Source organism: Vibrio sp. JZG10, from assembly GCF_054064075.1.
The window spans coordinates 100,470-126,461 of the sequence record NZ_JBSUGE010000009.1 but is presented as its reverse complement, the minus strand read 5'-3'; the positions used below and the strand labels follow the sequence as shown (position 1 = coordinate 126,461).

General features: G+C 45.5%; 21 protein-coding genes. 12 read left to right on the top strand and 9 right to left on the bottom strand.

What is annotated here, in order from left to right:
• Positions 1–40 precede the first annotated feature (40 nt).
• The gene (gene lpdA / locus ACWYVB_RS12205; protein WP_005379993.1) at positions 41–1,468 is read left to right on the top strand and encodes a dihydrolipoyl dehydrogenase; all 1,428 of its coding nucleotides are present in this window, start codon (positions 41–43) and stop codon (positions 1,466–1,468) included.
• 145 nt (positions 1,469–1,613) lie between these two features.
• On the opposite strand, the gene opaR is transcribed toward lpdA, so the two are convergent.
• Complete coding sequence (gene opaR / locus ACWYVB_RS12200) at positions 1,614–2,228, bottom strand: transcriptional regulator OpaR (protein ID WP_031780576.1); 615 nt, start codon at positions 2,226–2,228, stop codon at positions 1,614–1,616.
• 318 nt (positions 2,229–2,546) lie between these two features.
• Between opaR and hpt the strand changes: the two genes are divergently transcribed.
• A complete protein-coding gene (gene hpt / locus ACWYVB_RS12195; RefSeq protein WP_005379995.1) occupies positions 2,547–3,077 on the top strand; it encodes a hypoxanthine phosphoribosyltransferase in 531 nt (176 codons plus the stop codon).
• A 77-nt stretch (positions 3,078–3,154) separates the two neighbouring features.
• Here the strand turns inward: hpt and can are convergent, their stop codons facing one another.
• Complete coding sequence (can, locus tag ACWYVB_RS12190) at positions 3,155–3,823, bottom strand: carbonate dehydratase (protein WP_005379996.1); 669 nt, start codon at positions 3,821–3,823, stop codon at positions 3,155–3,157.
• A gap of 277 nt (positions 3,824–4,100) precedes the next feature.
• Here can and ACWYVB_RS12185 point away from each other — a divergent pair, with 277 nt between their 5' ends.
• From ACWYVB_RS12185 to ACWYVB_RS12170, 4 genes are all read left to right on the top strand, one after another.
• On the top strand, positions 4,101–5,771 hold the full coding sequence (locus ACWYVB_RS12185; RefSeq protein WP_457529052.1) for a SulP family inorganic anion transporter: 1,671 nt from the start codon (positions 4,101–4,103) through the stop codon (positions 5,769–5,771).
• 252 nt (positions 5,772–6,023) lie between these two features.
• The gene (locus ACWYVB_RS12180; protein WP_047008973.1) at positions 6,024–6,941 is read left to right on the top strand and encodes an ABC transporter ATP-binding protein; all 918 of its coding nucleotides are present in this window, start codon (positions 6,024–6,026) and stop codon (positions 6,939–6,941) included.
• Positions 6,942–7,712, top strand: a complete 771-nt coding sequence (locus ACWYVB_RS12175; RefSeq protein ID WP_005396714.1) for an ABC transporter permease — start codon at positions 6,942–6,944, stop codon at positions 7,710–7,712.
• Between the two features lie 127 nt (positions 7,713–7,839).
• Positions 7,840–8,769 carry a Kdo(2)-lipid IV(A) acyltransferase gene (locus ACWYVB_RS12170; protein WP_395222258.1) on the top strand — a complete coding sequence of 310 codons (930 nt, stop codon included), beginning with the start codon at positions 7,840–7,842 and terminating at the stop codon, positions 8,767–8,769.
• A gap of 55 nt (positions 8,770–8,824) precedes the next feature.
• Here ACWYVB_RS12170 and panC read toward each other — a convergent pair whose 3' ends face one another.
• The 7 genes from panC to sfsA form a co-directional block, all read right to left on the bottom strand.
• Positions 8,825–9,730 carry a pantoate--beta-alanine ligase gene (gene panC / locus ACWYVB_RS12165; protein WP_005396717.1) on the bottom strand — a complete coding sequence of 302 codons (906 nt, stop codon included), beginning with the start codon at positions 9,728–9,730 and terminating at the stop codon, positions 8,825–8,827.
• An 11-nt stretch (positions 9,731–9,741) separates the two neighbouring features.
• Entirely contained in the window at positions 9,742–10,536 is a 795-nt protein-coding gene (gene panB, locus ACWYVB_RS12160; RefSeq protein ID WP_005396718.1) for a 3-methyl-2-oxobutanoate hydroxymethyltransferase, read from the bottom strand.
• Between the two features lie 24 nt (positions 10,537–10,560).
• Positions 10,561–11,046 carry a 2-amino-4-hydroxy-6-hydroxymethyldihydropteridine diphosphokinase gene (gene folK, locus ACWYVB_RS12155; protein WP_005396720.1) on the bottom strand — a complete coding sequence of 162 codons (486 nt, stop codon included), beginning with the start codon at positions 11,044–11,046 and terminating at the stop codon, positions 10,561–10,563.
• On the bottom strand, positions 11,043–12,410 hold the full coding sequence (pcnB, locus tag ACWYVB_RS12150; protein ID WP_046875073.1) for a polynucleotide adenylyltransferase PcnB: 1,368 nt from the start codon (positions 12,408–12,410) through the stop codon (positions 11,043–11,045). Before pcnB ends, folK begins: the two co-directional genes overlap by 4 nt.
• Before the next feature lie 101 nt (positions 12,411–12,511).
• Positions 12,512–13,375 (bottom strand): tRNA glutamyl-Q(34) synthetase GluQRS, encoded by an 864-nt coding sequence (gene gluQRS, locus ACWYVB_RS12145; RefSeq protein ID WP_395222257.1) that lies wholly within the window; start codon positions 13,373–13,375, stop codon positions 12,512–12,514.
• A gap of 96 nt (positions 13,376–13,471) precedes the next feature.
• Complete coding sequence (gene dksA, locus ACWYVB_RS12140; RefSeq protein ID WP_005386584.1) at positions 13,472–13,918, bottom strand: RNA polymerase-binding protein DksA; 447 nt, start codon at positions 13,916–13,918, stop codon at positions 13,472–13,474.
• Between the two features lie 136 nt (positions 13,919–14,054).
• Complete coding sequence (gene sfsA / locus ACWYVB_RS12135) at positions 14,055–14,771, bottom strand: DNA/RNA nuclease SfsA (RefSeq protein WP_395222256.1); 717 nt, start codon at positions 14,769–14,771, stop codon at positions 14,055–14,057.
• A gap of 66 nt (positions 14,772–14,837) precedes the next feature.
• Between sfsA and hrpB the strand changes: the two genes are divergently transcribed.
• The 6 genes from hrpB to ACWYVB_RS12105 all read left to right on the top strand — a co-directional run bounded on the left by hrpB (position 14,838) and on the right by ACWYVB_RS12105 (position 25,985).
• Positions 14,838–17,306 carry an ATP-dependent helicase HrpB gene (gene hrpB / locus ACWYVB_RS12130; RefSeq protein ID WP_395222255.1) on the top strand — a complete coding sequence of 823 codons (2,469 nt, stop codon included), beginning with the start codon at positions 14,838–14,840 and terminating at the stop codon, positions 17,304–17,306.
• Positions 17,299–19,671: a penicillin-binding protein 1B gene (gene mrcB / locus ACWYVB_RS12125; protein WP_395222254.1), complete on the top strand. Its 2,373-nt coding sequence runs from the start codon at positions 17,299–17,301 to the stop codon at positions 19,669–19,671. The genes hrpB and mrcB overlap by 8 nt, the downstream gene beginning before the upstream one ends.
• Positions 19,672–19,793: 122 nt before the next feature.
• Complete coding sequence (locus ACWYVB_RS12120) at positions 19,794–22,124, top strand: patatin-like phospholipase family protein (RefSeq protein WP_395222252.1); 2,331 nt, start codon at positions 19,794–19,796, stop codon at positions 22,122–22,124.
• A 268-nt stretch (positions 22,125–22,392) separates the two neighbouring features.
• Positions 22,393–24,990 carry a bifunctional aconitate hydratase 2/2-methylisocitrate dehydratase gene (gene acnB / locus ACWYVB_RS12115; protein WP_395222251.1) on the top strand — a complete coding sequence of 866 codons (2,598 nt, stop codon included), beginning with the start codon at positions 22,393–22,395 and terminating at the stop codon, positions 24,988–24,990.
• A 99-nt stretch (positions 24,991–25,089) separates the two neighbouring features.
• On the top strand, positions 25,090–25,458 hold the full coding sequence (locus ACWYVB_RS12110; RefSeq protein ID WP_012841428.1) for a YacL family protein: 369 nt from the start codon (positions 25,090–25,092) through the stop codon (positions 25,456–25,458).
• Positions 25,459–25,646: 188 nt separating this feature from the next.
• Positions 25,647–25,985: a P-II family nitrogen regulator gene (locus tag ACWYVB_RS12105; protein ID WP_005396729.1), complete on the top strand. Its 339-nt coding sequence runs from the start codon at positions 25,647–25,649 to the stop codon at positions 25,983–25,985.
• Positions 25,986–25,992: the final 7 nt, after the last annotated feature.

Below are 25,992 nucleotides of genomic sequence, written 5' to 3'. Positions count from 1 at the left end.
CCACTCAGCCTGTTAGGGATAATGACTACAAGAGGTCAAAATGAGCAAAGAAATTAAAGCCCAAGTTGTTGTACTTGGTTCTGGTCCTGCTGGTTACTCCGCTGCATTCCGTTGTGCGGATTTAGGTCTTGAAACTGTACTAGTTGAACGTTACAGCACGCTTGGCGGTGTATGTCTGAACGTGGGTTGTATCCCATCTAAAGCACTGCTTCACGTTTCTAAAGTAATTGAAGAAGCGAAAGCGATGGCTGACCACGGCGTTGTGTTCGGTGAGCCTCAAACAGACATCAGCAAAATCCGCATCTGGAAAGAAAAAGTTGTTAACCAACTAACTGGCGGCCTAAGCGGTATGGCTAAGATGCGTAACGTAACAGTAGTTAACGGTTACGGTAAGTTCACTGGCCCTAACTCTATCCTTGTAGAAGGCGAAGGTGAGCCAACAGTTGTTAACTTTGACAACGCAATCGTTGCGGCTGGTTCTCGTCCAATCAAATTGCCATTTATCCCGCATGAAGACCCACGTATTTGGGACTCTACTGACGCTCTTGAACTAAAAGAAGTGCCAGAAAAACTGCTTATCATGGGTGGTGGTATCATCGGTCTAGAAATGGGTACGGTTTACCACTCTCTAGGTTCTAAAGTTGAAGTTGTTGAAATGTTTGACCAGGTAATTCCTGCAGCAGACAAAGATATCGTGAAAGTATTTACTAAGCGTATCAAAGACAAGTTCAAGCTAATGCTAGAAACGAAAGTAACAGCAGTTGAAGCAAAAGAAGACGGTATCTACGTTTCAATGGAAGGCAAGAAAGCACCAGCTGAAGCTGAGCGTTACGATGCGGTTCTAGTTGCTATCGGTCGTGTACCAAATGGTAAGCTAATCGACGGTGAAAAAGCGGGTCTAGAAATTGACGAGCGTGGCTTCATCAACGTTGATAAGCAAATGCGTACTAACGTTCCTCACATCTTCGCGATCGGTGATATCGTTGGTCAACCAATGCTTGCTCACAAAGGTGTGCATGAAGGTCACGTAGCTGCTGAAGTTATCTCTGGTAAGAAGCACTACTTCGACCCTAAAGTTATCCCTTCAATTGCGTACACTGAGCCAGAAGTAGCTTGGGTTGGTAAGACTGAAAAAGAAGCGAAAGAAGAAGGCATCAAGTACGAAGTGGCAACATTCCCATGGGCAGCATCAGGTCGTGCAATCGCATCTGACTGTGCAGACGGCATGACTAAGCTAATCTTCGACAAAGAAACTCATCGCGTAATCGGTGGTGCTATCGTTGGTACTAACGGTGGTGAACTACTTGGTGAAATCGGCCTTGCAATTGAGATGGGCTGTGATGCAGAAGATATCGCTCTGACTATCCACGCTCACCCAACTCTACACGAGTCTGTAGGCCTAGCTGCTGAAGTATTTGAAGGTTCAATCACTGACCTGCCAAACAAAAAAGCAGTTAAGAAGAAGTAAGCTTTTTCTGACTTAATGATAGAAACCGCTGCATTGCAGCGGTTTTTTTATGTTTGTTAGGTAGGAATATAAACTTGTGCTCGGCTGACAGCAGACAATAAAAAGCCCACCAAACGGTGGGCTGACATATATTGCGAGCTAAGCTTTAGTGTTCACGGTTGTAAATGCAAAGCATGTCTAAGTATGAACTAACAAGGTGCTTAAGTTCCGCTTCACTTTTTGCACGGTTCGCTTGGACAAACAGTGAGTAACAAATACCGTGGAACAGGTTTGCCAAGTGTTCTGAATCGTGCTGGTCACACACTTCGCCACGTTCAATCGCTTTAATGAACATGTTTTGTACCAGCAACTGGTTAGTACGGTTAGTTGAAACAAACAATGGCCATACTTCGTCACGTGTTGAAGCACTCCACTCGAACCAAACTTTTAGCCAGTGACAGTCTTGACTGACAAGCTCGATCATTGCATTAGTAATATTGGCGATGTTTTCACGTGCGTGTAAGTCTAAGTCAATGTTATCCGATAGGAAGTTCGAGAACTGACGTACGACGTGGTTGAGTACTTCATCCACTAAGTCTTCACGAGTCGGGAAGTAGTTAAAAACGGTCGCCACAGAAACTTGAGCAATTTCTGCGATATCTGCGTGACCACCACGACCGATGCCGCGGCGCGCAAACACTTCCAATGCGATTTCCATTAACTGTTGCTTACGCTTAATCGGGGAAAGCCTAGTTCTAGGTCTCTTTGCAATTGAGTCCATATCCATTTTCCTTGCCATTTGAGTTGATATTGGGGGTAACCCCCTAATTGATTATTTTAATAGTTGCTTAAAGCAGTGATGAGTGTAATGGTGCATATCAACAAGGTCAACATCTGTAGAACAATTTATATACAGTAATGTCATTATTATTGATAAAATTAGCTATGAACTTTATAAAACTAAGACCTTCTTCCAAGATTTTTTGGCAACAGGATGTGACTTTCAACCCAATGAACGTGGTGATACACTACACGCCGTAAGATTAGGTGATCGTTTGCGTGCGACTTACCTCAACCCACAAATTAGATTGAGCACAGTATGAAACATACAATAGAAGTCATGATTTCTGAGCAAGAAGTTCAGGAACGAGTTCGTGAATTAGGCAAACAAATTACAGAGCGTTATCAAGGTAGTGAAGATCTTGTGTTGGTAGGCTTATTGCGTGGCTCATTTGTATTTATGGCAGACTTGGCACGTGCTATCGAACTGACTCACCAAGTTGATTTTATGACAGCGTCAAGCTACGGCAACACAATGGAAAGTTCACGTGACGTTCGTATCTTGAAAGATTTGGATGATGACATCAAAGGCAAAGACATTTTGCTTGTTGAAGACATCATTGATACAGGTAACACACTAAATAAAATCCGTGAGATCTTATCGCTGCGTGAGCCGAAGTCTATCGCGATTTGTACGCTCTTAGATAAACCATCTCGTCGTGAAGTGAATGTTCCTGTGGATTGGATTGGTTTCGAAATCCCAGATGAGTTTGTCGTTGGTGTGGGTATTGATTACGCGCAGAAATACCGCCACTTACCATACATCGGTAAAGTTGTACCTCAAGAATAATCATTGAGAGCAGCATTAAAAATACAAAAAAACGCCCATCTCAGATGGGCGTTTTTTGTTCAACTTTTAGATGTAGCTTAGCGACAAAGCAGCTTATTGTCTGTATTTAGAATCGTCGAAAGGGCTTTCTGATAAGACGCTTCTACGGTTTCCTTAGAGTTAGAACGAATGCCTAAGTACTCTAAACGACCATCTTCAATTCCGTATACCACGCCATGAATTTCAACATCTTGCCCACGCTCCCAAGCGTTTTGCAGGATGGTTGAGTTACCCAAGTTGTACACTTGCTCTGCGACATTAAGCTCGCCTAGTTTATCTGCTCGATCTTGCTGCGGCATTTGATCTAGGTAAGTGCGGTGTTTGAAATAGATATCTCTGATATGTAACAGCCAATTATTAATAAGACCTAGCTTAGGGTTATCAATGGCAGCGTTTACGCCACCACAGCCATAGTGTCCACAGACAATGATGTGCTTAACCTTAAGAACGTCTACGGCGTATTGAACGACGGACAGACAGTTGAGATCAGTATGGATGACTTGGTTTGCAACATTCCGATGAACGAATAGTTCACCCGAGTATAGTCCGGTTAGTCGCTCGGCAGGGACACGGCTATCAGAACAGCCAATCCAAAGAAAATCGGGCTTTTGACCCTCTGCGAGTTTTGCGAAGTATTCAGGTCGATCAGATTTGATCTCTTGAGACCATTTTGAATTGTTTTCAAATAACTGTTTAATTTCCGGCATCTTGCAAACTACTTCCCTTAAAAGACAAAAGCGCTGCCGCTTATATGAACATGCAAGCGATCAGTGTTGTAACTATACACAATGTTACAATTTCAATCTCGTTAAATATTCGTCAGACAGGACTCATCTGACTAGTTTTCATCAATAAAAACGTAAAATTAGGCCTAATTATTTGTGGTGTGAATTTAGCCTTAATCTATTTATGGTTTAAATTTTCGCCTGGCTCGTTAAAGTAATGACATTTTACTTTTTAAAATTGAATGCAGGGAAATCAGCAGTGTTCGGTAGTCGTTTTGAAGATATTAATTTCAAAGGGGATGTATTTGGCGGGGTAACCACAGCGATTATCTCTCTTCCTTTGGCGTTAGCGTTCGGTGTTGCATCCGGTGCAGGGGCAGAAGCAGGCCTCTGGGGCGCAATAATGGTCGGTCTGTTTGCTTCGTTGTTTGGTGGTTCTAATACGTTAATATCAGAACCAACAGGGCCAATGACGGTAATCATGACCGCTGTATTAACCAGTATGATGGCGAAGTATCCAGAAACGGGCATGGCCATGACCTTCACGGTTGTTATGATGGCTGGCGCGTTCCAAATCCTATTAGGAACGTTAAAACTGGGTAAATACGTTACCTTGATGCCTTATAGCGTGATTTCGGGCTTTATGTCAGGGATTGGCGTGATTCTTATCATTTTGCAGCTATCACCTTTGATGGGGCATGCCGCGCCTTCTGGAGGAGTGCTCGGAACATTATCTGCTTTGCCGGAGACTATTTCTAACCTTAAGTTCAGTGAACTGTTTTTAGGTTTACTGACTTTGGGGATTCTCTTTTTCTTCCCTAAGCAATATCGAAAATATGTACCAGCGCAACTCGTGGCGTTGGTTGCGGTGACTTTGTTGTCTGTGATGCTCTTCGATACGGAAGATATTCGTCGTATCGGTGAAATCCCGGCTGGATTGCCTTCTCTCGTTGCACCTCATATTGATCCAGATATGTTTGTTGAGATGGTTATTGATGCGTTGGTGCTCGGCACCTTAGGTTGTATCGATACTTTGTTAACGGCGGTTATCGGTGACTCCTTGACTCGTAAAGAGCACGACTCAGACAAAGAACTGCGAGGCCAAGGTCTTGCCAACATGATCTCAGGCTTGTTCGGTGCACTACCTGGCGCGGGCGCAACGATGGGCACGGTGACTAACATTCAAGTTGGGGCTCGTTCGCCATTGTCCGGTGTGATTCGTGCACTTATGCTTGCATTGGTCGTATTGGTTGCTGGTGGATTAACGGAGCCGATCCCAATGGCTGTGTTGGCTGGCATTGCAGTATATGTCGGCTTTAACATTTTGGATTGGAGTTTTATTCAACGAGCACACAAGGTTAGCTTTTCCGGAATGGCGGTAATGTATGGCGTTATGTTGCTCACAGTGTTTGTTGATCTTATCGTTGCCGTGGGCTTGGGCGTCTTTATTTCCAACATTATTATCATTGAGCGTCTGAGCCGAGAACAGGCGAGGCAAGTGAAAGCGATCAGTGACGCGGATGAAGACGATGTGCCGCTAACTGACAGCGAGCGTGGCTTGCTTGATCGCGCCAATGGCAAAGTATTGTTCTTTTATCTTTCGGGTCCAATGATCTTCAGTGTTTCTAAGGCAATTTCACGCCAGCACTCCAGTATTTCGGATTATGATGTGATGATTCTCGATCTTACCGATGTACCTATGATTGATGTCACCGTCGGTTTAGCGTTAGAAAACGCGATTAAAGATGCGCTTGATGCTAATTGTGCCGTGTATTTGTTGTGTCCAAATGAGCGCACGCGAGAACAGCTAGAAAAGTTCCACGTCATTGATCTTGTCCCAAATGACAATATGTACCAATTCCGTTATGAAGCATTAAATGCGGCGGTAGCTCATGTCGAAGCGGACCAGTATCAGCGTATAACGACGTAATCACTCTGATCGTTAAAAACGCAACAGCGCTCTGTTGCGTTTTTTATTCCCTAACTTTTCCTTACTTGCAGATAACCTTTACGTTGATAGGGACTATATTTCCAATATTATCGAAAGGTTTAATTGTAATCATCGTTATTCAACGATAAACTGATGGACCTCCAGTACAATACCCAAGGCGATTTCGTAGTAAACCGCTGATAAACATCGAGTCGGTATTAGTAATCACAAACAAACGGCAATCACGACCTTATGTACGCATTAGAAATTGAACAGCTGCGCAAGACGTATGCAGGTGGCTTTGAGGCGTTAAAAGGTATTAGTCTCCAAGTGAAAAAGGGTGACTTCTACGCGCTTCTAGGTCCCAATGGTGCAGGAAAATCGACCACGATCGGCATCATCTCTTCCTTAGTGAACAAAACTTCTGGGACGACGAAAGTTTTCGGTTATGACATTGATACCGACCTTGAGTTGGCCAAACAGAATTTAGGCTTGGTGCCACAAGAGTTCAACTTCAATCAGTTTGAAACTGTTGAACAAATCGTGATGCAGCAAGCGGGCTATTACGGTGTGTCTAAAGTATTAGCCAAAGAACGAGCTGAAAAGTACCTGAAAAAACTCGATTTATGGGAAAAACGTAAAGAGCGTGCCCGTAATTTATCTGGCGGGATGAAGCGCCGTTTGATGATCGCCCGAGCTTTGATGCACGAGCCGCAGTTGCTCATTTTGGATGAGCCAACGGCTGGGGTGGACATTGAACTACGCCGCTCAATGTGGGAATTTCTGAAAGAGATCAACCAAGAGCAAGGGATTACGATTATTTTGACGACGCACTACCTAGAAGAAGCGGAGATGCTGTGTCGAAATATCGGCATTATTAACCGAGGTGAGTTGATCGAAAACACCACCATGAAGGCGTTGCTAGGTAAGTTAAGCGTCGAGACATTTATCCTAGACATTGAATCTGAAGGCGAGGTGCCTGAGCTTGAAGGCGTCAATCGACAAAGTATTGTTGATGGCTCTTTAGAGATAGAGCTAGATAAAAGCCAAGGATTGAATTCAGTGTTCAGTCAGTTAACAGAGCATGGTATTAGAGTTCTTTCAATGCGTAACAAAGCCAACCGACTGGAAGAGTTGTTTGTTAGCATTGTAAGAGAAGGGAGTAAGTAAATGTACGGTTTATATTGGACGGCATTTCGTAGCTTGCTGAGCAAAGAGATCACCCGTTTTACGCGTATTTGGGTGCAAACTTTAGTTCCGCCTGCAATCACAATGACACTGTATTTCATCATTTTCGGTAATCTTATTGGCTCTCGAATCGGTGAGATGAGCGGCTTTAGCTACATGGAGTACATAGTTCCAGGTTTGATCATGATGTCGGTGATCACCAATTCATACTCGAATGTGGCGTCTTCGTTCTTTAGTGCAAAACTACAGAAGAACATTGAAGAGCTGCTGGTGGCACCAGTGCCAAATTACGTGATCATTGCTGGATACGTCATGGGCGGTGTGACTCGAGGTTTGTTAGTTGGCGCTATTGTTACCTGTGTGTCTCTATTGTTTGTGGATCTGCAAGTTGAACACTGGGGCATTATTGTTGCGACCGTCTTCATGACATCCGTTGTATTTGCTCTAGGCGGGTTGATCAATGCGGTCTATGCAAAAACGTTTGATGATATTTCGATCATTCCTACATTTGTGTTGACCCCGTTAACCTACTTGGGTGGTGTTTTTTATTCCATCAGCTTACTGCCTGAATTTTGGCAAGGTGTCTCTAAGATTAACCCAATCGTCTACATGGTGAATGCGTTCCGTTATGGTTTTTTGGGCGTATCGGATGTGGGTATTGTCACCTCATTCAGTGTGCTTGCGGTGTTTGTGATAGCGCTGTATGCCGTTGCTCATTACTTAGTAACGAAAGGTATTGGGCTAAGAAGCTAAGACTCTCCCACACAACAAAGAGCAGCGAATCATGCTGCTCTTTGGCATGCATAACATTACATACCCATACAATCTTTCAGTTTTTATCATGATAGGTTTCAATCATTTGTAATAAATGAGTGATCCTATGAATATTGTCCCGCCGCCGCCTTTCTCCTATCAATTACTTAAGCCCAAATATTGGTCTGTATGGTTGGCATTTGGATCTTTAGCGATTCTTGTTAATGTACTGCCATACGTAGTATTACGAATCTTAGGTAGAAGCATCGGCTGTATTGCGATGCATGTAATGAAGCGCCGACACAAGATCGCTCTGCGTAATCTCCAGCTGTGTTTCCCTGATTTTACGGATTGGCAATGTAAGGACGTAGTACGAAAAAACTTTCAATATACGGGAATGGCGATCATCGAAACGGGGATCGCCTGGTTTTGGCCAGGTTGGCGGATACGTCGGATAACCTCTATTGTTGGAAAAGATCGTTTACTCTCTGAGGAAAAGAATGGACGTGGTGTGTTGGTGGTGTGCAGTCACCATTTAAACTTGGAGATAACCGCTCGTATTTTTAGCCAGTTTGCCAAAGGTTATGGCGTTTATCGCCCAAATTCGAACCCTGCTTATGAGTTTATTCAACATCGAGGTCGAACTCGTTTTGGGCATCAAATGATTGATCGAAAAGACGTGAAATCAATGCTCAAAGTTCTGAAGAATGGTCATCGACTTTGGTATTTGCCCGACCATGATTATGGCGTTAGCCATTCTGTTTTTGCGCCGTTTTTTGCTGTTGAACAAGCGGCGAGTACCGTCGGGTCTAGTGTTCTCATAGACGCAACAAAGTGTGCGGTCATATCTGGCGTCACAGTGAGCAAGAATCACCATTACACGTTGTATATTGGAAAAGATATCAGTGAGCGTTTCGAGAGGCGTAATGCGATTAAAGCGGCAAGTATCTTGAATCAAGAACTCGAGAAAATGATAAAACGTGATATTCCAGCGTGGATGTGGCTGCACAAGCGGTTTAAAACACGCCCTGAAGGGTTAGATTGCGTCTATACGTAGAACATAAAAAAGGTCGACTAAGAGTCGACCTTTTTACGTCTTGATGGCTCAGAGCTTACTCTGCGCTCTCTGAGTTTGTATTACTAGACTCTGCTTCTTCCTTCGCTTCGACAACCATATCTACCGTTTGGTTATCGATAAGACGAGCTTTGCCTAAGAACGCAGACATCAGAATGACGGCTTGTGTCGTTTCTGGTGTGATCACTTGTAATGTGCGAGCATCACGAATGAAGATCTCATCAGGGTGCAAACCTGCAGCTCGCAGTTGGTCGCTCGCATCTTCGATGATCGATGCGTAGTCATCACGGCCGCCACGAATGGCACTGCTGATCCAACGCATTGTACGAGCAAGTACTGGCGCACGTTGACGTTCGTCAAGTGTAAGCAGACCATTACGTGAGCTCATTGCTAAACCGTCCATTTCACGTACGGTTGGTACACCGATGATTTCAATGTCCATCGCAAGATCGACAACCATCTTGCGGATAACAGCAAGTTGTTGAAAATCTTTCTCACCAAAACAGGCCACATCTGGCTGAACGATGTTAAATAGCTTGTTTACGATGGTTGTGACGCCACGGAAATGACCAGGGCGTGAAGCCCCTTCTAAAATAGTCGATAGACCCGGAACATCAACAAACGTTTGTTTATCAAGCCCTTCAGGATAGATAACTTCTGGTGTCGGCGTAAATACCACATCGACCCCTTCAGAGGTTAACTTGCTTAAGTCTTCCTCTAGCGTACGCGGGTAATTATTTAAATCGTCTGCACGATCAAACTGCATCGGATTAACAAAGATGCTTACGACAACGATATCAGCGTATTCGCGTGCTTTACGCACTAAAGTTAAGTGACCTTCGTGAAGGTTGCCCATGGTTGGGACAAACGCAATTTTACGACCTTCACGTTTAAAGGTTTTAAGGTGTTCACGAACTGCTGAGATTTCCGCAAAAGTTTGCATGCATTTATCCTCTAGGCAATGGTATGAGCGTCGTCTGGGAATACACCGTTGGCTACATCTTCAATGTATTTAGCAACGGCTTTGCGCATATCACCTGTTTCAGCAAGAAAGTTTTTGGAGAATTTCGGCATGTAGTTGGCAGAGATACCGAACATATCATGCATCACGAGAATTTGACCATCTGTCACGTTACCCGCACCGATACCGATAACTGGGACGTCGAGCACTTGCGTAATACGCTCAGCAAGCTCAGCAGGCACGCACTCTAGTAAGACGATTTGAGCGCCTGCTTCTTGCAGTGCTAACGCATCTTTCACCATGCGGTCCGCTTTTTCTTGATCGCGACCTTGGACTTTGTAACCACCAAAAATATTCACGGCTTGAGGAGTTAAACCAAGGTGAGCACAAACTGGAACCGAGCGTTCAGTGAGCATTTTTACAGTGTCGACTAGCCAGTCACCACCTTCAATTTTCACCATATTGGCACCCGCACGCATCAGTGTAGCCGCATTTTCGCAAGCTTGCTCTGGCGTGGTGTAGCTCATGAATGGCATGTCAGCCATCAACAAACAATTTGGGCTACCTGCGCGTACGCAACGAGTATGGTAAGCGATATCATCGACCGTTACTGGCAGAGTATCGTTGTGACCTTGCAAAACCATACCTAGAGAATCACCAACAAGAAGTACTGGCATTTCTTGGCTTTCAAACAGTTGGGCAAAGCTCGCATCATAAGCGGTTGAAGTAGCAAATTTACGACCTTCTTGCTTCCACTTGATTAGGTCGTTGATGGTCATTTTTTTCATGGTTTTATCCTTACTAGGAGTTGGCTATGACTGCCAGATACTGAGGCCGTTTCTATCTACTTGTTCCAGTAGTTTAGAGACCTCGGTCCCATCGGGGAGTTGTAAACTTGGTGCAATTTCCGCAAGAGGGTAGAGTACGAATTCACGCTCTTTCATTCCATAATGAGGAACGATCAGCCTCTCGGAATTAATCACCTCATTGCCATAAAGAACAATGTCGAGGTCCAAGGTTCTTGGTCCCCAACGTTCGTCTTTACGGACACGCCCTTGTTCTTGCTCAATGGCTTGTGTGCAATCGAGCAACTCAAGAGGCGTCAAACTGGTGTTAATCGACACAACCGCATTAATGTAATCCGGTTGGTTTTGTGGTCCCATTGGCGTGCTGCTGTATAGCGAAGAAGCCTGAACAAATTCTGATTTAGGCAGCGTTTTTAACGCTTCAATCGCTTGCTTCGCTTGGCTGACAGGATCAGCCAAGTTACTGCCTACCGCAATGTACGCTGTGATCATGACTTAGGCTTACTCTTTTTCTTGCGATAGGTTTTACGGCGGCGCTGACCACTCTTCGGTGATTGACCGTCTAGGTCGGCAGCCATTGCTTGACGCATTTCTCGGCCTGCATTTTGGAAAGTTTCCCACCACTTGGCAAGCTTCTGAGTGTCACCACCTTCAATTTCACCGCGCATTTCAAGAAAATCAAAGCCAGCTCTAAATTTATTGAGCTCCATCAGGCGGAATGCACGTTTACCGTTACGTCGAGGAAGGCGCAGCTGCAGCTGCCAAATCTCGCGAATGGTTGCTGTGTGGCGTCTTGGAATGGCAATTGTACGAACTTGTTCATCAAGAATGATGTTACTCGCTTCCATAATAGCGTCGTAATGGCCTAGGTTGCGCTCTTCCATCAGTTCATCGGCTTTCGCACACAGTGGGTACCACAGCATTGCAGCAAACATAAATGCTGGATTGATGCGTTTCCCATCTTCGATGCGCATGTCGGTAGAATCTAGGACAAGATCCAACATTTGCTCAGTGTGAGAGGAGTAATCTTCTGTAAAGTGCGCTGCAATCGTCGGGAAGAGCTGTTGGAATAGGTTGTACTCACGCAGTAGGTGGTAGGTTTCTAAGCCGTGACCGGATTGCAATAACTTGAGTGACTCTTCAAAAAGACGCGCTGACGGAATGTCACCGAGCAACGGTGCCATGTGTTCGATTGGTGCCGCGGTGTCTTCTTCAATATCAAAGTCCAACTTTACCGCGAAGCGAACTGCACGCAACATACGTACTGGGTCTTCACGGTAGCGTGTTTCTGGATCGCCAATCAGCCGAATGAGGCGATCTTCTAAATCCTCAATACCACGTGCGTAGTCGTGAATCGAGTAATCCGCGATGTTGTAGTACATCGAGTTAATCGTGAAATCACGGCGCTCAGCATCTTCATCGATGGTGCCGTAGACATTGTCCCGCAGCAGCATTCCTTCTTTCGATTGCTGAGAGATGCTCTTATTCTTTTGCTCTTGGTGGTGACCACGGAATGTCGCAACCTCAATGATATCTCGGCCAAACATAATGTGAGCCAAGCGGAAGCGGCGACCAATCAAACGGCAGTTACGAAATAGCTGTTTGATCTGTTCCGGCGTTGCGTTGGTCGCAATGTCAAAATCTTTTGGTTTCTGTCCAAGCAGTAAGTCTCGAACCCCGCCACCCACAAGAAAAGCATCGAAACCAGCACCATTTAGGCGGTACAGTACCTTCAGTGCATTATCACTGATCTGCTTACGCGAAATGTTGTGCTCTTCACGAGTTATTACATTGAGAGCGAGCTCTGGAATAGTGGCAGGTTCGCTTGGTGTATAGTCGTTTGTATTCATGTGCATCTGGCAATAACTGGGTTTAGTCCAATCTTGCTTTGGTTAGTTTTTGCGCCTCTAGGGCCTAATTTGCGGCTAATGATAGCCTACACAATGCCATTTGAGAATCACGCTGTGATCTCGATCTCTGTTGGAAGCTGTTCCAAGCGCCAGTTTTCGCAGCCCCAACGAAGAATCTCTTCTATGTTGGCCGCTTTTATGGCTTCAGGTATCTCGAAGCCCAAAAATGTCATGGCGCGTAATAGAGTAGGCTTTGGTGTCTCTATATCAATAGCCGTCGCGTGATTTTGTTTCGACAGTTTATTGCCGTTGTTGTCCATCGCCAATGGTAAATGAAAGTAGCTGACTTCAGGCTGCCCAAGTATCTGGTACAGACTGATTTGACGCCCTGTTGGCTCGATTAAGTCTGCACCACGCACGACTTCGGTGACGCCTTGGTCGATGTCGTCCAATACTACCGCAAGATTATAAGCAAATAATCCATCTCGACGTTTAATAATGAAATCTTCATTAACGAGTTGCTCTGGAATTTTAATTGTTCCACGCTTCTGATCGAAGAAATGAGCGACAGGCTTGGTCATTTTTAGGCGAATCGCGCCGTCTTTCAAGTTTTTATCGCGGCAAGTGCCAGGATAAAACCCGCCATGCTCTTTAATTTGCTTTCGAGTACATTGGCAATAATAGGCCTCACCATTTTCGAGCCATGTGTTTATTTGGGCTTGGTAAAGGTCATGACGTTCACTCTGGTATACCACCTCTCCATCCCAATGCAGCTGATAGGCTTTGAGCGCATCTAGGATAAGTTGCGCCGCACCTGGCATTTCTCTTGGTGGGTCCAAGTCCTCAATACGTACTAACCAGGTTCCGTTGTGTGCTTTCGCTTGAAAATAGCTGCCAAGAGCGGCAATCAGTGAACCAAAATGTAAAGGACCAGAAGGAGATGGGGCGAATCGACCTACATAGCGTGTCATGCGTGTATCTCGAATTTAGTAAACAAATGGGATGAAAAGGTAGTCAAAACAAAAAGGGAGCCTGAGCTCCCTTCAATAATCATAATGCTTGGTTGATTAACCTTGCATTTGCTTCTCTTTGATTTCTGCAAGTGTTTTACAGTCAATACATAGGTCAGCGGTTGGACGTGCTTCAAGACGGCGAACGCCAATCTCTACGCCACAAGACTCACAGAAGCCAAAATCGTCTTCTTTGATTTTATCCAAAGTCTTTTCAATCTTCTTGATCAAACGGCGTTCGCGGTCGCGGTTACGCAGTTCTAGGCTGAACTCTTCCTCTTGAGAGGCGCGGTCAACTGGATCTGGGAAGTTTGCTGCTTCGTCCTGCATGTGGTGAACGGTACGATCCACTTCAGCTCTCAGCTGGTCGCGCCAAGCTGTTAAGATTTTCGTAAAGTGTTCAACCTGCTCTGGTGACATGTACTCTTCACCAGGTTTTTCCTGATATGGCTCCACGCCGGCAATGGCTAGGATGCCTATCGTTTTCTTCTTTGATTCTGGCATACAGCATCTCCTACTTACACCTAGTCAACTGCTACGCAGTCAATTTAAGGCGGGTATCTATAGCAAAAAGAGGCGGTGCAAGCAAATACTGAATCGCAAAGTTATCGTCAATGTGAAGACGACATCATTTTTTCTCTTAATTGATAAAATCAATAGCGGAAATCAGCTTCATTCCAGTATCGCTCAGTTCAGCTTTGTAGCAGAGAACTTCCACTCCAGCGTCTTGTGCTTGTTTGAGTAATAGTGAATATTTCGCGTCTATATGGTGCGCCGCGGATACTTTTTCAATACCTGAATGTAAAACAGTGAATAAAAGTATGGCTCTACTTCCATTTTGTGCCATTTCTGTGAGCTCTCTCAGGTGCTTTTGTCCCCGAGTCGTGACCGCATCTGGGAAGTATCCTTGTCCAATAGAGTCGGTCTCATCAAGAAGAGTGACGCTTTTCACTTCTATATAGCACTTTGGCTTGTTGTCTGCGCTGAGCAAGATATCAATTCGGCTATTTTCATTACCGTATTTCACCTCAGTTTGAAGTGTGTCATAACCACAAAGCTCTGAAATGACATTATTTTCAATAGCCTCAACGGCTAATTGGTTGGCGCGCGCGGTATTGATACAAATGCGGTGGCCTTGTTCGGTTTCACTCAACTCCCAACTATTGGGGTATTTTCGTTTCGGGTTGTCGGAAGTGGAAAACCAAACTTTGTTTCCGGGTGTCGCACAACCTGTCATAGCGCCAGTGTTTGCGCAGTGGATAGTACTAATTTCACCGGTATCGAGTTCGATATCGGCAAGAAAGCGTTTATAGCGTTTGAGTAGAGTGGCGGACTCTAAAGCGGGTGTGAAATGCATTTGCTTATTTAGACAAAAATTTTTTTATGTACAATGTTGCCACCATTACACCATAAGGTATTTCCTTTGTCACAATTGCCGATTGAAGCCGTGATGCCTGAGTTGCTGACGGCGGTCAAAAATCAACATCAAGTGATCTTAAAAGCGGCGCCTGGTGCCGGTAAGTCGACCTACTTCCCTTTACAGCTCCTCTTAAACCATTCGGTTGTTGGAAAAATCATCATGCTCGAACCAAGACGACTCGCGGCGCGTAACATTGCCCGTTATCTTGCTGAGCAATTAGGAGAGCAAGTAGGTCAACGCGTGGGTTATCGAGTTCGTGGCGAGGCAAAGGTAAGTTCTGCAACGCAGTTGGAGATCGTGACCGAAGGGATCATGACTCGGATGATTCAAACTGACCCTGAACTGGATGGTGTTGATCTCCTGATCTTTGATGAGTTTCATGAACGCAGCATTCATGCCGATACCGCTTTGGCATTCAGTTTAGAAGTTCAAGAGGCATTGCGAGACGATCTCAAGCTGGTGGTAATGTCGGCAACGCTTGATCAACAAGCCTTACAGTCGTTGTTGCCGGAAGCCAGTTACATTGAATCAGAAGGACGCAGTTTCGACGTAGACATGCGTTACCAACCGTTAGGTGTGAATGATCATTTACCTACGAGTATGGCAAAAACAATAGAAAGTCTTATGAACAAAGAGTCCGGCTCTTTGTTGGCTTTCCTACCGGGCGTTGGGGCCATTAAACAAGTCGAAGAACGTTTATCTCATTTGGCGGATGATATTGAAGTGTGTCCGCTTTATGGGCAACTGAGCTTTACTGAGCAACAAAAAGCCATCACGCCGGCAGAACACGGCAAGCGTAAAGTCGTACTCGCGACCAACATCGCAGAAACTTCACTGACGATTGAAGGCATTCGCCTTGTGGTTGATTCTGGGTTAGAGCGTATTGCCCGGTTTGATTTGAAAAACGGTTTAACACGCTTAGAGCAAACACGCATTGCACAGTCTTCAGCGATTCAGCGTGCAGGACGAGCAGGGCGGATCGAAGAGGGCATTTGTGTTCGTCTTTATTCTGAAAGCCAGTTCAAGCAGCAACCGCTGGTTCCCCAACCTGAAATTTTGCATTCCGATCTATCGAGCTTAGTCATGGAGCTGGCCTTTTGGGGAGCGAGTGATATCAACGATCTCAAGTGGCTTGATGTTCCCGCTAATGCGTCATTGGAACAAGCGAAGCAGCTATTGGTGTCATTGGGACTACTGACGGAAAAAGGGCAATTAACGTCCGAAGGAAAACAGGCGCATGAACTAGGCGTTGAGCCTCGTGCGGCTGCGATGCTAATTAAAGCGCAATCTTACAGTGATAAGATGTTAAATGCTGCTTTGGCGGCGGTCGCACTGATTGAAGAGCCAGAGAGAAACGTTACCAATATCGCTCATAGCTTGCATCGTTGGCTTGTTGGTACTCATCCAAAAAAGTCGCTGTTGTTCAAGCGTGCTCAATCTCTGGCGTACAAATTAGATACGGTATTTGACCTGAAAGGCGTGGATGAAGAAGCATTACCGATGGTGTTAAGTTTGGCATTTCCAGATCGCATTGCGCAGCAGCGCACAAATCAATTTGGGCGATTTACTTTGGCTAATGGTCATGGTGCAGAATGTCGTCAGGAAGACATGCTAGGTGGCTGTGAGTATTTGGTTGCCGTTGACTTAATGCGTTCTCATTCTAACTCCAGTCAAATTCATTCGGCATGTGAATTGGATGTCAATATATTGCGAGCGACCTTTGAAGCGCTATTTTCGTCTGAAGAAGTTGTAGACTGGGATGAAAAAAGAGGGCGTCTAATGGCTGAGCGACAAACAAAACTCGGTCAGCTGGTGGTTGAACGCGAGCCTTTGCCAAGCCCTGGCAAAGAAAAAATGACACAAGCTTTACTCACGTATGTCCGCCGCCAGGGCTTACAGAGTCTAAACTGGACACCGGCAGCGGAGAGCTTGTTGGCTCGGATTCGTTGTGCGGTGGAATGGTTACCCGAGCAATCATGGCCAATGTTTGATGAAGCCAGTTTGTTGGATTCATTAGAAGAGTGGTTAGAGCCGTACATGACGTCCGTCAGTTCGGTTAACGATTTGAGCAAGATAAACTTGGTCGAAGCGCTGAACGCTCGATTAGGTTGGCCACTCAATCAACAGCTGGATGAATGGTTACCAGAGCATTACCAACTGCCGACAGGTTCAAAGAAGCGTATCCGTTACCAGTATGGCCATGAGCCGAAACTATCGGTGCGTATGCAAGAGGTATTTGGTGAGAGTGGCTCTCCTACGGTAGCACTTGGTCGTAAGCGTTTGGTGCTTGAACTGCTTTCGCCGGCACAACGTCCGCTGCAAGTGACGTCTGACTTGGCGGCTTTCTGGAACGGAAGCTATAAAGACGTTCAAAAAGAGATGAAAGGGCGCTACCCAAAACACGTTTGGCCAGATGACCCTGCCAATCATGTAGCAACTACGAAAACAAAAAGACAATTGAATAATGACTAACAGCAAGAAGCCTAGCGCGAAAAAAGCGCCAGCGAAGAAAAGTACAACCAATAAAGGAACGACAAAACCGACTCGACGCACACCGAGTAAAAAGCCGGCTAACGAGAAACATTCGTGGCTGAAAGTTTTGTGGTCATTTAGCTGGAAAGCCGGTATTGCGCTTGCCGCTGTTTTGCTGTTTGTTGGGATTTACTTAGATAGTGTGGTGAAAGAACGCTTTGAAGGTCAGCTGTTTGAGCTGCCAACGGTGGTTTATGCCCGTATCTTGAACTTAAATCCGGGTGAAAATATCACCATTCAAGAACTTCGTAACGAGCTGGATGTACTGAATTACCGTAAGGTAAGTCAGCCTCGCTACCCTGGTGAGTACTCTTCTTCTTCCACTCGGATTGAATTGATTCGCCGTCCATTCGAATTTGCCGATGGTCCTGAACCGGATCGTCACGTGATGCTCCATTTTTCAGATTCTGGTTTACAGCGTATTCAGTCTTTAGAGTCCCGAGGCGATCTTGGTTACTTACGCTTAGAGCCTAAGATGTTGGGTATGCTGGAGAAAGATCAAGATGAGCAGCGTCTGTTCTTGCGTCGTGATCAGTTCCCAGAAATTTTAGTTGATGCACTGCTTGCGACCGAAGACCGGGATTTTTATCAACACGATGGGGTGTCTCCACTCGCGATTGCACGAGCAATGGTTGCAAACATTAAAGCGGGTCGTACTGTTCAAGGTGGTAGTACGCTAACTCAGCAGTTGGCGAAAAACCTGTTTTTGACCCGTGATAAAACGCTGTGGCGCAAAGTTAGAGAAGCGTATATCGCGTTAATTTTGGATTACCGTTACAGCAAAGATCGTATTTTGGAAGCCTACCTTAACGAAGTGTACTTGGGGCAAAGCGGTGGTGAAGCGATCCACGGGTTTGGCTTGGCATCGCGTTATTACTTTGGACAACCGATCCAAGAGCTGCGAATCGATCAACTGGCGATGTTAGTTGGGATGGTAAAAGGACCGTCTTACTACAATCCAATTCGTTACCCTGAGCGCACGAAAGAGCGCCGCGATCTTGTATTACGTTTGTTGATGCAGCAAAACATGCTGACATCTGAGCAGTATGAGCAAGCCGTCAGTCGTTCGCTTGATACGCAGAGCAAACCACGTATTGCGAGCCGTCAGCCCGCTTATTTCCAACAATTGAGCATTGAATTGAAAGAAAAAGTGGGGGAGCGATTTAAAGCGGAAACCGGGCTGCGCGTGTTTACGTCTCTGGATCCGGTGTCGCAAAGTAAAATGGAGCAAGCCATCGCGAAAAAGATCCCGGAGCTAGCTAAACGAGGCGGTAAAGAATTGGAAGCTGCCGCTGTTGCGGTTGATCGTCATAGTGGTGAAATCCGTGCCATGGTCGGCGGTAAACGTGTTGGTTATGAAGGTTTTAACCGCGCGCTCAATGCCAGTCGTCCAATTGGTTCTCTAGTTAAACCAGCGATTTACTTGACGGCTCTAGAACAGCCGGAAAAATATAACCTAGGCACGACGCTGCACGACACGCCGCTAAGCCTGAAAAGCAGTAAAGGTAATGTATGGACACCGCGCAACTACGACCGAAAATACCGTGGTGATGTGCCACTTTATATTGCTTTAGCGAAGTCGCTCAACGTGCCAACTGTGCGCTTAGGCATGGCGCTTGGTATTCCAGAAGTATCCAGTACTTTAGAACGTTTGGGCGTCAACAAAGACGAAATCCGCCCAGTGCCTTCGATGTTTTTGGGCTCGTTTTCTTTGACGCCGTTTGAAGTCGCGCAGATGTATCAGACACTGACGAACTCAGGCAAACGTGCGAAACTGACCGCTCTGCGTTCAGTGATGGATATGGAAGGTAATGTGCTGTATCAATCCTTGCCTCGTTCATCAAGAGCCGTGGATGAGCAAGCAGCATGGCTAACGACCTACGCGATGAAACAGGGGGTTGCTCAAGGTACAGGCCGCTTCTTACAAAGTCAGTTTGGTTGGGCTGCACTGGCAGGAAAAACGGGTACCAGTAACGATAACCGCGATAGCTGGTTTGTCGGTGTTGATGGCCGTGAAGTGACGACAATTTGGCTAGGCCGCGACGATAACAAACCGGTTCATCTAACGGGATCGAGCGGTGCATTACGAGTGTACGCAGAGTATTTGAAGCAACGCATTCCTGAGCGTTTAGAGCTTCCATGGCCAAGAGAGATCACCACGTTAGGATTTAAGCCGACATCAGATGGTGGTTTAGAAATGAACTGTCGTAGTGATTATAAACTGCCAGTTTGGGATAAAACGGGTCAAATAAAGCAGCAGTGTGAGAAGAAATCAAACTGGCTTAACAGCTTATTTGATTGGTAGCATCGCCAAATCAACAACATTAGCTTGTCTCTCTGGTCAATTCTTAGTACATATTAGGGCGTGTTAGTGCGGTGCTGCTAGCACGCCCTACTTGATAAGAAATTCAACAAAGGAAGAAGTGAATGTTCAAAAAGCTGTTATCAAGCCCGTCGACTCGCCATTTCGCGCTTTGGGTTAGTGCCTTTTTGATCACCACTCCTTCAGTTTCCCTCGCAAACTCTCTAGCAAAAACGGATGACTTGGAGCCTCGCCCAAAGGTGGCGGTTGTGCTCGCTGGTGGCGGAGCAAAAGGCGCTGCCCATATCGGCGTTCTCAAAGCGTTAGAAGAGATGCAGATCCCGGTCGATATCGTAACGGGCACCAGTATGGGCGCTTATGTCGGTGGTCTCTATGCTACGGGGATGAGCGCTGATGAAATTGAAAGTTTTATCTACACCGTCGATTGGAGCAGTGGTTATCGAGATCGTGTCGACCGCAGTCAACGCCGAGTTCGTGATAAAGAGTATGAAGACCGCTATCAAATTAACACTGACCTCGGCTTAAGATTTGGTGAGGTTCGTGCCCCAACGGGTGTCGTGCAAGGCCAGAACATGTTGCGCGTATTGCGAGAGACTACAGGGAACTTAGGGCGATTCGATTCTTTTGATGATCTTGCCATTCCTTATCGCTCTGTGGCGACAGATATTCTTGCGCTAGAGGAAGTGGTTCTTGGCAATGGTTACCTCGTGGACGCCATGATGGCCAGTATGTCTGTACCAGGAGCGCTCCCTCCCTATAAGCTCAATGGCCATATGCTTGTCGATGGTGGTGTCGTTAATAATATGCCTGTCGATGTGGCTCGCGCTATGGGGGCAGATGTTGTTATTGCTGTTGATATTAGCACCGACTACAAAACCGAAGATGAGTTTACCGGGCTGTTTACTGTAGCGGATCAACTTTCTAATTACCTAGTCCGTCGCAGTACGCAACAGCAAGTGGACGAGCTTGAACCTCAAGATATTTATATTCGTCCCAATGTGGGCACCATGGAAACGGTCGAGTTCGACAAAATGCCTTGGGCTTTTCAAGCGGGTTACGATATTACCAAGCAGCTTGAAGATAAGCTGCTTGGTCTAAGTTTATCGAACGCAGAATACCAAAAGTACATCGATCACAAGCAAGAGGTACGTAAGACGCTGGTTTACGGTGATAAACGCATTGTTGATGACATTGTGATAGTGAATAACACCCACTACAGCGATGTATTACTTACTAACCGTATTCAATTGAAAACAGGTCGTCGTATTCCAACGGCTGAAATAGAAAAAGCCGTTGAAAATCTCTATGCGTTGGATCGTTTTGAGTTAATCACTTATCACTTTGAAGATGTTGATGGTAAAACATTGTTGGTTTTTGATGTTAACGAAAAGTCGTGGGGGCCAAATTACGTTAACTTTCGATTTTTCCTTGAAGATGACTTCGATACGGATAGCCAATACGGCATCGGTATGTCGACCAATTTTACTAATTTAAATTCGCATGGTGCGGAGTTGGCGTTCAACGTAGAAATGGGCACGGATAAGCTGATAGAAGCTGAGTTGTATTCGCCTGTTTTATCTAGCCAAACGCTTTTTGTTGCTGGCCGTGTTGGATACAGCAGTGAAGATAGAAACTTACCTTTTAGCGAGTTTGAAAACCCGGACCTCAGCTCAGTTAACGACTTCTTACCCGTTTCCTATAATGACTTTGCTTCAGAACTGGCTATTGGCATTCAACCTACGTTATGGCAAGAGTTGCGCCTTGGTGCTCGTTACTCTACAGGAGATATTGAGCTGTCTACCTTGGCCTCGGCAGGGCAGCTAGACTTCGAGCGCAAAGGTATATTTGCGAGCTATCGACTCGATACGCTTGATGATTTTGCATTTCCTACTCGCGGACTGCTGGTCGATCTTGAATATTTCGTATCTCATGACAAGAGTCCGGAAGGCATCACTCTGCTCGACACGGAAAAGATGATTGAAGATACTGTGTATGAAATCTCCGCGCGATTCAAAGGTGCGGTCAGTCATCAGCGTCATACTTTAGTCGGACATGCAGAATATAGCTTTGTAGAAAGTAAAAATTCATCGGTTCCACTTGATCCGAGAGAGTTAGGCGGCTTTTTAAACCTATCTGGCATCCCAAGAAATAGCTTGATTGGACAGAACCTGTTTTTTAGTAGCTTGGTGTACCGATACAAATGGTTCGACAATGACTTTGGACTATTTGAAGCGCCAGTCTACCTCGGTGCATCAGTGGAATACGGTGGAGTTTGGTCAGATAATGATCTGAAGCTGAATGAAGCGCCACTTTACAATGCTGGCTCTATTTTCTTTGGTGTTGACTCACCAATCGGGCCAATTATGTTGGCTTATGGTCGTACCGAGCAAGATTTGGATGCTGTGTATTTGATCGTAGGAACATCGTTTAATTAATCGGGTATGAGAAAGCAAAAACTTGGCATATTTGGTCAAAATTAGCAGAACTTTAGTCGTAAGTTGCTATGTTGGTCAAAATGATAAGATTTTAATTTAAGGTTAAATTTGCTATTATTTTGCCCACAGTTTGGCCTCTACGGCGCTGTTTCTCAATCATAATTGAATGAAAACAAGGGCAATGGAGAGCCAAGTTTCCAAGGATGTTCACTCCTTTACTTTAACAATAGTAATAATAGAGGAGGAACCGCAATGAGAGGAAAAAGTCGTGCTTGAAGCCTACCGTAAACACGTCGAAGAGCGTGCTGCTGAAGGAGTTGTTCCTAAACCGCTAGACGCAGAACAAGTTGCTGGACTTGTAGAACTTCTGAAAAATCCCCCGCAAGGTGAAGAAGAAGTCATTCTTGACCTACTTGAAAACCGCATCCCACCAGGTGTAGATGAAGCCGCTTATGTAAAAGCGGGTTTCCTAACCGCTGTAGCAACAGGTGAAGTTAAATCACCACTTGTGAGCCGTGAAAAAGCGGCTGAACTGCTAGGCACTATGCAAGGTGGTTACAACATCGAGCCGCTAGTTGAGCTACTTGATGACGAAGCACTGGCAGAGATTGCTGTAGAAGCATTGTCTCATACACTTCTGATGTTTGATGCTTTCTATGATGTAGAAGAGAAAGCAAAAGCAGGCAATGCGCATGCACAGAAAGTACTTCAATCATGGGCTGATGCTGAGTGGTTCCTTTCTAAGCCTAAGCTTGAAGAAAAAGTCACTCTAACCGTATTTAAAGTAACAGGTGAAACGAACACGGATGACCTTTCACCTGCACCTGACGCTTGGTCTCGCCCTGATATTCCAGTACACGCACTGGCGATGCTTAAAAACGAGCGTGAAGGAATAAACCCTGATCAACCGGGTACTATTGGCCCGATCAAGCAAATTGAAGAATTGAAAGAAAAAGGTCATCAATTGGTTTACGTTGGTGATGTTGTTGGTACTGGTTCTTCACGTAAATCTGCAACCAACTCAGTACTTTGGTTCATGGGAGATGATATCCCTTACGTTCCAAACAAACGTGCTGGTGGTTATGTGCTTGGTGGTAAAATTGCACCTATCTTCTTCAACACAATGGAAGATGCGGGCGCACTACCAATCGAAGTCGACGTGACTAAGCTCAACATGGGCGATGTTATCGATGTTTACCCATATGAAGGTAAAGTTTGTAATCACGAAACAGGTGAAGTTTTAGCTGAGTTCTCGCTGAAAACGGAAGTGCTGATTGATGAAGTTCGTGCTGGTGGTCGTATCCCATTGATCATCGGTCGTGGTTTGACAGACAAAGCGCGTCAATCGCTAGGTCTTGAGCCTTCGGATGTATTCCGTAAACCTGGTGAAATCGCAGATTCTGGCAAGGGTTACACGCTTGCACAGAAAATGGTTGGTAAAGCGTGTGGCGTAGAAGGCATTCGCCCTGGTACCTACTGTGAACCGAAGATGACGACAGTAGGTTCGCAAGATACTACCGGCCCTATGACTCGTGATGAACTTAAAGACTTGGCGTGTTTGGGCTTCTCTGCTGACCTTGTCATGCAGTCTTTCTGTCACACCTCTGCGTACCCAAAACCAGTAGACGTAAACACGCACCACACACTTCCGGACTTTATCATGAACCGCGGTGGCGTATCTCTTCGCCCGGGTGACGGTATTATCCACTCATGGCTAAACCGTATGCTACTGCCGGATACTGTCGGTACTGGTGGTGACTCACATACTCGTTTCCCGCTAGGTATTTCATTCCCAGCAGGTTCGGGTTTGGTTGCCTTTGCTGCTGCGACAGGCGTTATGCCACTAGATATGCCTGAGTCAATCTTGGTTCGCTTTAAAGGTGAAATGCAACCGGGTATCACACTGCGTGACCTTGTTCATGCCATCCCTTACTACGCGATTCAGCAAGGTCTACTAACAGTAGAGAAAGCGGGCAAGATCAACGAATTCTCTGGCCGTATCCTTGAGATTGAAGGCCTAGAAACGCTAACGGTTGAGCAAGCATTTGAGCTATCTGATGCTTCTGCTGAGCGTTCGGCGGCAGGTTGTACTGTGAAACTGTCTCAAGAGTCGATCGAAGAGTACCTAAACTCTAACATCGTAATGCTGAAGTGGATGATCTCTGAAGGTTACGGTGACCGCCGTACTATCGAACGTCGTATTACAGCGATGGAAGAGTGGCTAGCAAATCCTGAGCTGATGCAAGCAGATAAAGATGCTGAATATGCACATGTGATTGAAATCGATATGGCTGAAATCAATGAGCCAGTACTATGTGCCCCGAATGATCCGGATGACGCTCGCTTGTTGTCTGAAGTACAAGGCACAGCGATTGATGAAGTGTTCATCGGTTCTTGTATGACGAACATCGGTCACTTCCGCGCTGCTGGTAAGCTGCTAGATAAGTTCAACGGACAGCTTGCAACTCGTCTATGGATCGCTCCGCCAACGAAGATGGACAAGGATCAGCTAACGGAAGAGGGTTATTACGGTATCTTTGGTCGTGCTGGGGTTCGAATCGAAACACCAGGATGTTCACTGTGTATGGGTAACCAAGCGCGTGTTGCAGACAAATCAACAGTGATGTCGACCTCAACGCGTAACTTCCCGAACCGTCTAGGTACTGGTGCGAATGTTTACCTGTCGTCTGCGGAACTAGCTGCAGTAGGTGCAATCCTTGGTAAGATTCCAACCAAAGAAGAGTACTTGGAGTATGCGAAGCAAATTGATGCAACCGCTACAGATACTTACCGCTACTTGAACTTCCATAAAATGGATCAGTACACCAAGAAAGCGGATGAAGTGATCTTCCAAGAGCCTGCATAAGTTTAACTGCACAATTAAAAAGCACCTCAAACGAGGTGCTTTTTTTATGGGCGCAATTCGCTATACTCCGCACCAAATTGATACGAAAAGGCAATCTCGATGGAATTTGAATTCATCCGTAACACGTTGATGGGCGAGTACTACGTAAAATGCAGCATGGGGCATGAGATTGTTGGGCGCTGGCTACAAGAAGAAATTGGCAAAGATCCTATGAAGATTGCTCAGGTTGAAAAGCTAATTGAGCAGTCATTTTCAGCGCCTTCTCAAGAGCATAACCTAACAGGTACAGAAATTAGCTTGATGATTCAGGGCGATGAAGTCCTAGTGCAAGAAAACGCATTGGCCCATGACCATGATGTTGAGATGGAAAGTGAATTCGATTTCTACAATGCAGAAAGTACAGCAAGCTGTGGAATAGAGGACTTCATGATTCTTATCGAGCGATGGAAAGACTTTTTGAACATTTAGTGCACAGTTTTGGGTAACTTTCCTTCTGTTGCTTTAAATTTGTGAAAAGGGCGCACCGATATGGTGCGCCCTTTTTGTTTATAGATATGTAAATTGACGTTAGTTTTTATTATTCAATGACTTAAAAACTTGGCACGTAGATTGGATTATTAGAAGTGTTTCAGGATGAAAGCTTCGGAGAGAATTGAATGAAAATAATCAATGCCATTATTAAGCCGTTTAAATTAGACGATGTGCGAGAAGCATTGGCTAACGTCGGTATCGAAGGGATGACGGTATCAGAAGTTAAAGGGTTTGGTCGTCAAAAAGGCCACACGGAACTGTATCGCGGCGCTGAGTATCAGGTCGATTTCCTACCAAAAGTGAAAATTGAAATCGCTACTCACGCGGATAATGTTGAGCGAGTGGTTGAAGCGATTACAAAAGCTGCGCAAACAGGAAAGATTGGTGACGGTAAAATTTTTGTCTACGACCTGAACCAAGCGGTGCGTATCCGAACGGGCGAAATGGACGCAGAAGCACTTTAAGAATTCA

Coding starts and splice junctions, on each gene's coding strand:
- gluQRS (WP_395222257.1), bottom strand. CDS start 13,375: ATGACACGCTATGTAGGTCGATTCGCCCCATCTCCTTCTGGTCCTTTA.
- opaR (WP_031780576.1), bottom strand. CDS start 2,228: ATGGACTCAATTGCAAAGAGACCTAGAACTAGGCTTTCCCCGATTAAG.
- ACWYVB_RS12110 (WP_012841428.1), top strand. CDS start 25,090: ATGGAATTTGAATTCATCCGTAACACGTTGATGGGCGAGTACTACGTA.
- ACWYVB_RS12175 (WP_005396714.1), top strand. CDS start 6,942: ATGTACGGTTTATATTGGACGGCATTTCGTAGCTTGCTGAGCAAAGAG.
- panC (WP_005396717.1), bottom strand. CDS start 9,730: ATGCAAACTTTTGCGGAAATCTCAGCAGTTCGTGAACACCTTAAAACC.
- ACWYVB_RS12120 (WP_395222252.1), top strand. CDS start 19,794: ATGTTCAAAAAGCTGTTATCAAGCCCGTCGACTCGCCATTTCGCGCTT.
- folK (WP_005396720.1), bottom strand. CDS start 11,046: ATGATCACAGCGTACATTGCGGTAGGCAGTAACTTGGCTGATCCTGTC.
- ACWYVB_RS12180 (WP_047008973.1), top strand. CDS start 6,024: ATGTACGCATTAGAAATTGAACAGCTGCGCAAGACGTATGCAGGTGGC.
- ACWYVB_RS12105 (WP_005396729.1), top strand. CDS start 25,647: ATGAAAATAATCAATGCCATTATTAAGCCGTTTAAATTAGACGATGTG.
- panB (WP_005396718.1), bottom strand. CDS start 10,536: ATGAAAAAAATGACCATCAACGACCTAATCAAGTGGAAGCAAGAAGGT.
- hpt (WP_005379995.1), top strand. CDS start 2,547: ATGAAACATACAATAGAAGTCATGATTTCTGAGCAAGAAGTTCAGGAA.
- dksA (WP_005386584.1), bottom strand. CDS start 13,918: ATGCCAGAATCAAAGAAGAAAACGATAGGCATCCTAGCCATTGCCGGC.
- lpdA (WP_005379993.1), top strand. CDS start 41: ATGAGCAAAGAAATTAAAGCCCAAGTTGTTGTACTTGGTTCTGGTCCT.
- mrcB (WP_395222254.1), top strand. CDS start 17,299: ATGACTAACAGCAAGAAGCCTAGCGCGAAAAAAGCGCCAGCGAAGAAA.
- can (WP_005379996.1), bottom strand. CDS start 3,823: ATGCCGGAAATTAAACAGTTATTTGAAAACAATTCAAAATGGTCTCAA.
- ACWYVB_RS12170 (WP_395222258.1), top strand. CDS start 7,840: ATGAATATTGTCCCGCCGCCGCCTTTCTCCTATCAATTACTTAAGCCC.
- pcnB (WP_046875073.1), bottom strand. CDS start 12,410: ATGCACATGAATACAAACGACTATACACCAAGCGAACCTGCCACTATT.
- sfsA (WP_395222256.1), bottom strand. CDS start 14,771: ATGCATTTCACACCCGCTTTAGAGTCCGCCACTCTACTCAAACGCTAT.